We start from the raw sequence: 10,622 nt of genomic DNA, 5'->3' as shown, positions 1-10,622 counted from the left end.
CCCGCGCTCGACCGGGACGCGTTCCGTGCCTGGTCCAACGAGATGGTCGCCCGTACGAGTCCGGAGGCGGAGGCGCGCGCCTACCAGGAGATGCCGGCGTACCTGGCCGAACTGGCCGCGGCCAAGCGGAGCCGGCCCGGCCAGGACCTGCTGAGCGCGATGATCCACACCGTGGACGAGGGCGGCGACCGGCTCTCGCCCGACGAACTCATCGGCATGTGCGTGCTGTTGCTCATCGCCGGCCACGAGACCACGGTCAACCTGATCGGCAACGGCATGCGTGCTCTGTTCGCACATCCCGGCCAACTGGCCGACCTGCGCGCCGACTTCGGGCTGCTCGAAGGCGCGGTCGAGGAAATGCTCCGCTACGACGGCCCGGTGGAGAACTGCACGGACCGACTGGCACTGGAGGACGTGGAGATGGGCGGGGTGACCATCCCTGCCGGCTCCACCGTCCTGATCGCCATGGCCGGCGCCGACCGTGATCCGGAGCGCTTCCAGCAGGCCGACCGGTTCGACATCCGCCGGGACTCCCGCGGCCACATCGCCTTCGGGCACGGCCTGCACTACTGCCTGGGCGCCCCGCTGGCCCGGCTGGAGGGCCGCATCGCGATCCGCACTCTCCTGGAACGCTGCCCGGACCTGAGGCTGGACGCCGAAGAGACCGAGCTGCCGTGGATGCGGGGGCTGTTGATCAGGGGTGCCCGCGAACTTCCCGTGCGCTGGTGACCGTCGGCGTTTCGCGCCGGTGACCGACAGCGGGACGGCCGTCGCTGGTTACCGGCAGTAACTGTTCTGCTCTCGCGGGATCCCGGCCGCCACCACCGCGTACGCGGTGGCGCGTCCTCGTCGACAACATGACTACGCGGGGCCCGGCAGCCCTGTCTGCCGGGCGCCGCAAGGCGTTTACGGGGCGGCGCCCACTCCGTGGTGATGAACGCGGCACGGACGCGACGCGCGCTCGCCGCCCGTCTCTGGGGTAAGGTCCTCGTCACTTCGGAGGCGCCCGTATCTCTCCGTCACATTGACCGGCCGCGTACACCTGCCGGACGACGGGGCGTGTACGCGGACGAGGAGCAAGAAGCCGTATGGCGCCCTCGGGTGGGCTGGTTCATGAGAGGTTTCTATGAATCCGCGAGACGTTTGAACACTCGGGGCCTCCCCTCCGTATAGGGCGGGGGATTGCCATGCCGGCTCCGGCAACAGAAGCGTAGGAGTAGATCCTTGGGACGCAACACGCGCAGACGCCCAACAGGTGCACGACGCGCGACCATTGGGGCGGTCGCGCTGATGCTGGGTGGAGGTGGGCTGGTAGCGGCGAACGTCTACGCGACGGCCTCCGAGAGTGGTCAGAGCCAGGCCGGTCAGGTCCTGGCCTCGGGTGCCGCCACGATCGACTGCCCGGACGTGGGCAGTCAGCTGACGGCGGTGCCGGACGAGGCGAAGGCCGAGGTCGACAAGGAACTCGCCCTCCTCGACAAGCAGATCGCCGAGGCCTACCAGCGGTTGCAGCAGTCGACGCAGGCCATCCAGCAGGACGGTGCCTTCGCCGAGAACTCGATCATGAACCCGTTGAAGGAGAAGCGAGCCGCGACCATCGAGCGGATCGCGATAGCCGTCGACCGGGTGGGGGACCGTCCGCAGGGTCTCGAGCCCTTCGCGGCCTGCATACTTCGCGCCTCGGGCAACCAGGGCGAGCAGGGTGGCGACGGGCAGAACGGCGACCAGGGCGGCGAAGGCCAGCAGCAGGGCGGCGAAAACCAGGACGGTCAGAACCAGGGCGAGGGCCAGGACAACGGCCAGAACCAGGACAACGGCCAGAACCAGGACAACGGGCAGGGCCAGGGCGGCGAGCAGGGCGATCAGCAGGGCGGCAACGGCGGTCAGGCCGGCAACGGCCCTGTGGCCGCCGACTTCGTGGACATCAAGTCGGTCCAGCCCAGCGTGCAGAGCCCGCGCAAGCAGGGCAACGCCTCCCGCGGCACCTTCAGCACCGACTGCGGTGTGAACGCGAACGGCCTGTTCAACTCCGACAACGTGATCGTGGCCCCCGGTGTCAGCAACGGCGCCCACCACTTCCACGACTACGTCGGCAACCAGGGCAACAACGCCTTCGCGACCGACGAGGACCTGGCCAGCGCCGAGACGTCCTGCGTGAACGAGGGCGACAAGTCCTCCTACTTCTGGCCCGTGTTGCGCCTGCAGAACGGCGCCCAGGAACAGGACGCGGCGTCCCCCGGTGGTGGCATCGAGGGCAACTCCGGTGAGATCGTCACGCCCAGGCAGGTGACCATGACCTTCGTGGGCAACCCGCAGAGCAAGGTCACCGAGATGCCGAAGCTGCTGCGCATCATCACCGGTGACGCCAAGGCGTTCGTCAACGGCACCGCCAACGCCAACGCCTCATGGAGCTGCACCGGGTTCGAGGACCGGCAGCTGAAGGACAAGTACCCGCTCTGCCCCCAGGGCAGTGACGTGGTCCGCACCTTCAAGTTCCAGAGCTGCTGGGACGGCAACAACATCGACAGCGCCAACCACCGCACCCACGTGGCCTTCGCCGACGCCAACGGCACCTGCGCGAACGGCTTCAAGGCCATCCCGCAGCTCGTCCAGCGGATCGTCTACGACGTCGACGCGCCCAGTCTGAACGACGGCGGCCGCACAACTCCGCTGTTCGCGGTCGACTCCTTCCCGGAGCAGCTGCACAAGCCGGTCACCGACCACGGCGACTTCATCAACGTCTTCGACGAGGACCTGATGGGGGAGATGGTGGACTGCATCAACGGAGGCCGGAAGTGCGACTCCGCCGACGGTGCGGGTGACGGCGCCGGTGGCGGCGCGGGTGAGGAACCGGGCAACTCTCCGTCGCCGACACCCGAGAGCCCGCCCGGCGGGAACAACGGGGACGACGACCCCGCGGACAACGGCAATGGGAACGGCAACGGTGGCGAGGACACCCCGTCGCCCACGGCCACCGCCCCGTCCGGTGGGAACAACCAGGACGAGGACCCCGCCGACAACGGCGCCGAGAACACGGAGAAGCCCTCCGCCGACAGCACCCAGGCCCCCAGCCCCGCCGACGGCGAGGACAAGGGCAATGGTGAAGCGGTGCCGAAGGCCGAATCGTCCCCGTCGGCCGTCCAGAGCGACGCGGCCGCGGCGACGGGCGGCGACGACAACGACCTGGGCGGCGCCGTGCCGGGCCCCGAACCGTCGAGCGCCTCGGCGCTCGTACCGCAGGCGACCTCGGGCGGACTCGCCGACACCGGGACGCAGTTGTGGCCGGCCGCGGCCGGAGCGCTGCTCCTGCTCGCGGGCTTCGTACTGCTCCGCCGTATCAACAGCAGGCAGACGTGACGCGGTAGCGCCACGACGAGGTAGCGCCACAACGAGGCAACGCCGTATCGCAGTAGTGGCATCGAAGAGGCGACCGGGGAAACCCGGGCGGGTCCTCACTTGTGTGCGCGACCGTCTAACGCGACGCCTCGTCCGGCCCTGTGCCCAGGACCTCGGTGATGAAGCTCGCCAGTTGCTTCCGCATGTCGTCCCGGGACACGCCCTTCTGACCGGCAAGGTGCTCGACGAGGTCGGCTCGGACCGTGGCGAGCAGTGCGTGCGCGGTGAAGTCGCTGTTGGTCAGGCCGGGAATCTGCTCCAGCGCGGACCGGAGCAGGCTGTGCCATCGCTCGTAGTGCTCAGCCTGGTAGGGGCTGTCGCTGCCGGTCGCCTCCAGGGCCAGGGCGAGATGGCGGTTGTCGAGCTTGAAGCACAGGAGGGCGTCGAGCAGGGCGGGCACGCGCTGAAGCGGCGGAGTATCGGGCCCCAGCGGCGGCGGGCCCTCCTCGACGGCGCTCCTGACCGGTTCGAGTCGCGTCGCATACAGAGCCCGGATCAGTCCGGTGCGGTCGCCGAAGGCCCGGAAGAGCGTTCCCTTGCCGACGCCGGCCGCGGTCGCGATGTCGGCCATGGTGACGTCCTCGGGGCTCTCGCACTCGGTGAAGAGCGTGTCGGCGGCCGCGAGTACGGCAGCCCTGTTGCGGGCCGCGTCCTTGCGTGGTCTGCGCTCGGTCATGCTGCTCCTCCATTTGCAAAGCGGACCCCGGGTCCGTATCGTGCATCGAAACGGACCGGTGGTCCGTATCGTACGGGACGGAGAAACACATGCCCGCGAACACCTCACCGGCAGATCTGTACCGCCACAGCCTGCGGCTGCTGCTGGACAAGAACATCCCCGCCTGGGTCGACCTGTGGGCCGAGAACGGCATCATGGAATTTCCCTTCGCGCCCCCGGGCTGGCCCGGACGGCTGGAGGGCAAGGAGGCCATCGCCGTCTACATGCGCCACTATCCCGACCACATCGACCTGCACGACTTCCCCGACGTGCGGATTCACCAGACCACCGAGCCCGACGTCATCGTGGTCGAGATGCGCGGTGTGGGCCGCGTCGTGGAGACCGACGGCCCCTTCGACATGACCTACATCGCCGTCGTGACTGTCCAGGACGGGCTCATCTCCTCCTACCGCGACTACTGGAACCCGCTCGCCGTCCAGGAATCAGGCGTCGGCTTCGTCGCGAGCGGCACCCGATGAGCACCACCGGCGCGATTCTGGTCATCGGTGCCAGCGGCACCACCGGCAGCCGTACCGCCGCGCAGCTGATCGCCGCCGGCCATCGCGTCAAGGCCGCCGGCCGTCGCGCGACCCCCGTGCCGGGCGCGGAACCGGTCCGCTTCGACTGGGGCGACCCCGCGACCCACGCCGACGCCCTCGACGGAGTGGACCGTGTCTACCTCATCCCGCCCCTGGGCGACTCCGACCCGGCTCCGGTCATGCTGCCCTTCCTGCGGCAGGCCCGCGCCGCCGGGGTGCGCCGCGCGGTGCTCCTCAGTTCCTCGGCCATACCCGAGGGCGGCCCGGCGGTGGGAATGGTGCATCAGGCCCTGCCCGGCCTGTTCGACGAGTGGGCGGTGCTGCGGCCCTCGTGGTTCATGCAGAACTTCACCGGCGCGCACGCCCACGCCGACAGCATCCGCGCGGACGGCACCATCCTGACCGCGGCAGGCACCGGCCGTGTCGGCTTCGTCGACGCCGACGACATCGCCGCCGTCGCCGTGCGTGCCCTCACCGACGACCGTGCCCCCAACGCCGAACTGGTCCTGACCGGGCCGGAGGCGCTCAGTTACGACGACATCGCCGCGATCGTCACGGAGGTCACCGGCCGGCCCGTGGTCCACCACTCGCTGGCCCATGAACAACTGCGCGACCGCCTCGCGGCGTTCATACCGCTGGAGTTCGCCACGATGCTGGCCGACATGGACCGAGCCATCGCCGACGGAGCCGAGGACCGCACCACCGGCACCGTGCAACTCCTCACCGGCCGCCCGCCGAACGGCTTCCGTGCCGTCGCCGAACGTGAGTTGAGAGTCCCGATCTCCTAGGGGCGCATCCGGCCAACGGCCTTTCCCTGCCTGACCGACGGCATACGCCTGTCCGTCGTGGCCGGGTCGGCCCGGCCACGACGAACCGTGTGCTGTCAGCCGTGGTAACCGATGTACCCGTTGCCGTCCCGGTCGTTGTTCCTCTTCGTGTAGCTGTGCACGTCCGCAGGGCTGCCGGCGGGCTTGTAGAGGTAGATGGTGTCGGCGTCGTTGTTCCACATGAAGTTGCAGTTGTCGCGGTAGACGACGTTGTTGGCATCGGAGTCGTTGCCGTTGCCGCCGCGCAACTTCACATAGTCACCGGGCTGGAGATAGTGGTTCGCGGTGAAGGCGAAACGGTTGCCGGTCTTGTCCTTGACGACATAGCCCTTGAGATTGACGGTCGCCGAGGACGAGTAGTTCTTGATGGTCAGGTATTCCTGATGGGTGTTGCCGGTGGTGCATCTGTTGGAGTCGCTGCCGGGCGCGTCGTACTGGACGCCCCGGACCTTCAACGCCGACGTGTACTCGGCCGCCTGGGCCGGGGCGGCAACGAGAACCGCCAGCGCACCGGCTGTGAAGGACACGGCTATGACAGGGTGCTTTCGCATGGGAATCCCCCTCCGGATCTCTATGAGGCACTGGAGCCTAGCCATGCCGTGAACGAACTGTGCCGGGTTGGGGGTTATTGCGTTTTCCGTCATGAAAACGTGATAGTGGCGTTAAAGGTCCGGGGTGGGCCGGGCGCCCCGTCGAGGGCTGAAATCCGTTGAAAGCTGTCGGTAATGCCCCTGTGGGGTGAATGCCCGTGCTCCTAGCGTGGTGAGCCGTTCCCGCCCAAGTCCGGCGGCGGCATTCACACTCCAGGAAAGAGCACAGGCATGCAGTACTTCCTGCCGATCGTCATCGGCGTTCTCTACGCGCTGCTGATGTCCCTCATCCGGGAACCGCACCGGCGGCGGTTCAACGCCGTCATGGTCGCGGGGGCGGGTGCCGCGTACCTCAGCGGCGGCGGGATGGGTGGCTGGGAGTTCGCGTTCACGGCGGTCGTGACCTGTGTCGCGTACCGCGGGCTGGACTCGTGGACCTTCATCGGTATCGGGTGGCTGCTGCACACCGCGTGGGACGTCGTGCACCACGTCAAGGGGAACCCCATCATCCCCTTCGCCCACGACTCGTCGCTGGGCTGCGCGATCTGCGACCCGGTCATCGCGGTGTGGTGCTTCATGGGTGGCCTGTCACCGCGTGAACTCCTGCGCAAGGTGCGGTCCGGGAAGACCCAGGAGCACGACACGAACGTCCCGGCCGACCCGCACGCTGAGGCGGGGCGGCCGGGACGGTCAGTGCCGAGGGATCAGACCGCCGGGGCCGGGTAGGTCGGGTACTCCACCCCGGAGACGTGCTGGACGACCCGGATGACCTGGCACGAGTAGCCGAACTCGTTGTCGTACCAGAGGTAGAGGATCGCGTTGTCGCCGTCGACCTTGGTGGCGCCGGCGTCGACGATCGACGCGTGGCGCGAGCCGATGAAGTCGTTGGAGACCGCGTCCGGGGCGCTGGTGAAGTCGATCTGGCGCTTGAGCGGCGAGGTCAGCGACACATTGCGGAGGTAGTCGAGGACCTCGTCGCGGGTGGTCTCGCGCCCGAGCCGCAGGCTGAGGATCGCGATCGAGACGTCCGGCACGGGCACGCGGATCGAGCTGCCCGTGATCGGCGCCTTGAGGTCGGGCAGCGCCTTGGCGACGGCGGAGGCGGCACCCGTCTCGGTGATGACCATGTTGAGCGGCGCGGAGCGGCCGCGGCGGTCGGCCTTGTGGTAGTTGTCCAGCAGGTTCTGGTCGTTGGTGAACGAGTGGACGGTCTCCACGTGGCCGCGCACGACGCCGTACTCGTCCGCCATCGCCTTCAGCGGCGGGACGATCGCGTTGGTGGTGCAGGAGGCGCAGGACAGGATCTGCTCGTCCGGCTTGATCGTGTCGTGGTTGACGCCGTGCACGATGTTCGGGACGTCGCCCTTGCCGGGCGCGGTCAGGACGACCTTGTCGATACCGGGGCGCAGGTGCCCCGAAAGGCCCTCGCGGTCGCGCCACTTGCCGGTGTTGTCGATGAGGATGGCGTCCCTGATGCCGTACGCCGTGTAGTCGACCTCCGACGGGTCGCTCGCGTAGATCACCTTGATCTCGTTGCCGTTGGCGATGATCGTGCTGTTCGCCTCGTCGACGGTGATCGTGCCCTGGAACTGGCCGTGGATCGAGTCGCGGCGCAGCAGCGAGGCGCGCTTCACGAGATCGTCGATGGCCCGCTCGCCACCCCGGCGCACGACGACCGCGCGCAGGCGCAGTCCGTTGCCGGAGCCGGTCTTCTCGATGAGCAGGCGGGCGACGAGGCGGCCGATACGGCCGAAGCCGTAGAGGACGACGTCGCGCGGCTCACGGCGGTCGATCTTGTTGGCGCCCGTGGCGCCTGCGACGGACTCGGCGGTGAACTCGCGCACCGACAGACCGCGGTCGTCGGCCTTGTACGTCGCTGCGAGCATGCCGAGGTCGATCTGCGAAGGCCCGAGATCGAGCTCGGTGAGGGTCTCCAGGAACGGCAGCGTCTCGGTGACCGAGAGCTCCTCGCCGGCTATCTGCCGGGCGAATCGGTGGGTCTTGAGGATGCTGACCACCGACTTGTTCACCAGGGAGCGGCTGTGCAGCAGGACCGTGACGTCCCGCTCCCGGTGCAGCTTCCCGATGAGCGGGATCATCGACTCCGCGATCTCCTCGCGGGTCTTCCAGTTGGTGAACGAGTCGTCATTGACAGTCACAGGTTTATCTTTCGAGCTAGGCGGCGCTCATATGCTAAACCGTCGCCTTTTTGATCATGTCAGCGGCATCGTCAGTGGCATCGGTCGAGCGGGTGGCGCGCTCGCTCGCGGTGGTCGAACGGCGCCGCTCAGCGTCCGGGTGCGGCCGGTCCGGGGGTGCCTGGTCCGGGCGCTCCCACGCGCAGCCCGTCCATGATCAGGTCCAGGAGCCGGGTGGCGCGCGGCCGCCAGTCGCCGGCGGGGTCGATCAGCCAGAGGCCGCCGATGGCGAGGATGAAGTCGTCCGCGGTGACGCCCGGGCGGATGGTGCCGGCCGCCTCGTTGGCGCGGAGGAGGAGTTCGGCCGCTTCGGACACCGGGGCGTGCCCTGGCTTCGCCAGGTTCCCCGGGCCGCTCGTCGCCTGCTGGATCGCGTTCGCGAGGCCGGCCTTGGCCATGCCGAACTGGGCGAGTCGGTCCATCCACTCGCGCAGTGCCTGCTCGGGTTCCCGCGTCTCGAGCAGCTCGGCCGCGCTGTTGGCGACCTGCTGCATCTCGTGGCGGTAGATCTCGAGGACGAGGGTCTCCCGGTTGGGGAAGTTCCGGTAGAACGTGCCCTGCCCGACGCCCGCCTTCTTGGCGATCGTGCTGAGTGGAGTGTCCGCGGAGTTCGTCAGCTCGATCAGGGCCACCTTCAGGATGCGTTCGCGATTCCGCTGCGCGTCCGAGCGCTGGGGCGCGTCCTTCTTCGGCTGCACTCGTCCTCCTCGCGGGTCCGTGTCCGAATCCCGACCTTGCTCAACCGGACAACTGTCCGTTACGTTTCCTGTGAGCGGACAACTGTCCGGTTGAGTCCATTCTAGCGGTGGGCTCGACTGGCGTGGGCGCCCGGTGACCGTTGTCACCAGCATTCCCTCTCCGACTCTTCTGCCCGCCGGACCGTCCCCCGGACACGCTCCGGGAACGCGAAAGAAGGCTGATCATGGCCCCAGCCACCCCCTCGACGCACAGCGCCATAAGTCTGAACATCAACGGCGAGAAACACACGCTCTCCGTCGACCACCGCACCACCCTGCTCGACGCCCTGCGTGAGCGTCTGGACATGACAGGCACCAAGAAGGGCTGCGACCAGGGACAGTGCGGTGCCTGCACCGTCCTGCTCGACGGCCGTCGGGCCGTGTCCTGTCTGCAGCTCGCGGTGGCGGCCGAGGGACGTGAGATCACCACCATCGAAGGCATGGCCGCCGGCGATCAACTCCACCCGGTGCAGCAGGCGTTCCTCGACCTCGACGGCTACCAGTGCGGCTACTGCACGCCCGGCCAGATCTGTTCGGCGATCGCGGTGATCGAGGAGCACGCGGCAGGCTGGCCGAGCGCCGTCACGGACGACGTCCGGCCCGAAGCCGGACCACCACCATTGAGCGCCGACGAGATCCGCGAGCGGATGAGCGGCAACCTGTGCCGCTGCGGCGCGTACGTGTCGATCGTCGAGGCCGTCGCCCGTGGGGCCGCCGAGACGCAGGACGTGACGTCCGCGGGCCTTCCGCAGACCGAGGAGGCGGCGGCATGAGGGAGTTCGGATACCAGCGGGTGTTCGACGTCTCCGGCGCGGTCGCGCTGCTCGACGCCGATCCCGACGCCCGTTTCCTGGGCGGTGGCACCAACCTCGTCGACCTGATGAAGACCGGCGTCGAACGGCCCGCCCGGCTCGTCGACGTCCGCGAACTCCCGCTGGACACCGTCGAGGTGACGCGGGACGGCAGCCTCCGCATCGGAGCGACCGTCACCAACAGCGACCTCGCCGCGCACCCCGAAGTCCGGCGCCGCTACCCGGCGTTGACGCAGGCCGTGCTGGCCGGCGCCTCCGGACAACTGCGCAACATGGCCACCGTCGGCGGGAACCTGCTCCAGCGCACCCGCTGCGGCTACTTCGCCGACGTGACCAAGCCCTGCAACAAGCGCGTCCCGGGCAGTGGTTGCCCCGCAATCGAGGGCGAGCACCACAACCACGCGATCCTCGGCGCCTCCGACCGCTGCGTCGCGACCCACCCTTCCGACATGGGCGTGGCGCTGACCGCCTTCGACGCGGTCGTGTCGTACGAAACGGCCGACGGACCGGGGGAAGTGCCGCTCAGCTGGCTCTACCTGCCAGTGGGAGACACTCCGCACCGCGAGACGGATCTGCCGCCGGGCGCGCTGATCACGCATGTCACGCTGCCGCCCGCCCCGGTCGCCGCCAACTCCCGCTATCGCAAGGTGCGCGAGCGTGCCTCGTACGCCTTCGCGATCGGCTCGATCGCCGCCGCGCTCGACGTCCAGGACGGCGTCGTACGCGATGTGCGCCTGGCCTTCGGAGCGGTCGCGTCGCGGCCGTGGCGGGCCCGCGCCGCCGAACGCGTACTGGCAGGTGGACCGGC

The 10,622-nt window shown here is 68.8% G+C and carries 11 protein-coding genes; 7 read left to right on the top strand and 4 right to left on the bottom strand.

From position 1 onward, the window contains the following. Both O3Q52_RS39555 and O3Q52_RS39550 read left to right on the top strand, forming a co-directional pair. The coding region (locus O3Q52_RS39555; RefSeq protein ID WP_269653402.1) for a cytochrome P450 at positions 1 to 729 on the top strand (729 nt) is incomplete at its 5' end. 561 nt (positions 730 to 1,290) lie between these two features. Beyond that, positions 1,291 to 3,357, top strand: coding sequence for a DUF1996 domain-containing protein (locus O3Q52_RS39550; RefSeq protein WP_269653401.1), 2,067 nt, complete (start codon positions 1,291 to 1,293; stop codon positions 3,355 to 3,357). Between the two features lie 115 nt (positions 3,358 to 3,472). On the opposite strand, the gene O3Q52_RS39545 is transcribed toward O3Q52_RS39550, so the two are convergent. Next, a complete protein-coding gene (locus O3Q52_RS39545; protein WP_269653400.1) occupies positions 3,473 to 4,072 on the bottom strand; it encodes a TetR/AcrR family transcriptional regulator in 600 nt (199 codons plus the stop codon). Positions 4,073 to 4,161: 89 nt separating this feature from the next. Here O3Q52_RS39545 and O3Q52_RS39540 point away from each other — a divergent pair, with 89 nt between their 5' ends. Both O3Q52_RS39540 and O3Q52_RS39535 read left to right on the top strand, forming a co-directional pair. Next, the gene (locus O3Q52_RS39540) at positions 4,162 to 4,590 is read left to right on the top strand and encodes a nuclear transport factor 2 family protein (RefSeq protein ID WP_269653399.1); all 429 of its coding nucleotides are present in this window, start codon (positions 4,162 to 4,164) and stop codon (positions 4,588 to 4,590) included. Next, positions 4,587 to 5,438: an NAD(P)H-binding protein gene (locus O3Q52_RS39535; RefSeq protein ID WP_269653398.1), complete on the top strand. Its 852-nt coding sequence runs from the start codon at positions 4,587 to 4,589 to the stop codon at positions 5,436 to 5,438. Before O3Q52_RS39540 ends, O3Q52_RS39535 begins: the two co-directional genes overlap by 4 nt. Positions 5,439 to 5,533: 95 nt before the next feature. Here the strand turns inward: O3Q52_RS39535 and O3Q52_RS39530 are convergent, their stop codons facing one another. Further along, on the bottom strand, positions 5,534 to 6,028 hold the full coding sequence (locus O3Q52_RS39530; protein ID WP_269653397.1) for a lamin tail domain-containing protein: 495 nt from the start codon (positions 6,026 to 6,028) through the stop codon (positions 5,534 to 5,536). A gap of 270 nt (positions 6,029 to 6,298) precedes the next feature. Here O3Q52_RS39530 and O3Q52_RS39525 point away from each other — a divergent pair, with 270 nt between their 5' ends. Continuing rightward, positions 6,299 to 6,793 (top strand): DUF6010 family protein, encoded by a 495-nt coding sequence (locus tag O3Q52_RS39525; protein ID WP_269653396.1) that lies wholly within the window; start codon positions 6,299 to 6,301, stop codon positions 6,791 to 6,793. On the opposite strand, the gene O3Q52_RS39520 is transcribed toward O3Q52_RS39525, so the two are convergent. Continuing rightward, a complete protein-coding gene (locus O3Q52_RS39520) occupies positions 6,772 to 8,226 on the bottom strand; it encodes a glyceraldehyde-3-phosphate dehydrogenase (protein ID WP_269653395.1) in 1,455 nt (484 codons plus the stop codon). The genes O3Q52_RS39525 and O3Q52_RS39520 overlap by 22 nt on opposite strands. Positions 8,227 to 8,354: 128 nt before the next feature. Continuing rightward, positions 8,355 to 8,963, bottom strand: a complete 609-nt coding sequence (locus tag O3Q52_RS39515) for a TetR/AcrR family transcriptional regulator (RefSeq protein WP_269653394.1) — start codon at positions 8,961 to 8,963, stop codon at positions 8,355 to 8,357. A 224-nt stretch (positions 8,964 to 9,187) separates the two neighbouring features. Here O3Q52_RS39515 and O3Q52_RS39510 point away from each other — a divergent pair, with 224 nt between their 5' ends. Together O3Q52_RS39510 and O3Q52_RS39505 are read left to right on the top strand one after the other, a co-directional pair. Next, positions 9,188 to 9,775 carry a (2Fe-2S)-binding protein gene (locus tag O3Q52_RS39510; RefSeq protein WP_269653393.1) on the top strand — a complete coding sequence of 196 codons (588 nt, stop codon included), beginning with the start codon at positions 9,188 to 9,190 and terminating at the stop codon, positions 9,773 to 9,775. Then, positions 9,772 to 10,622, top strand: an 851-nt coding sequence (locus tag O3Q52_RS39505; RefSeq protein WP_269653392.1) for a xanthine dehydrogenase family protein subunit M, incomplete at its 3' end; no start/stop codon positions are given. The genes O3Q52_RS39510 and O3Q52_RS39505, both read left to right, overlap by 4 nt.

The organism is Streptomyces sp. ActVer (assembly GCF_027270795.1).
GTDB classification, from domain to species: Bacteria; Actinomycetota; Actinomycetes; order Streptomycetales; family Streptomycetaceae; genus Streptomyces; species Streptomyces umbrinus_A.
The sequence above is the reverse complement of the archived record's forward strand: the minus strand, read 5'-3'. Positions and strand labels throughout refer to the sequence as shown.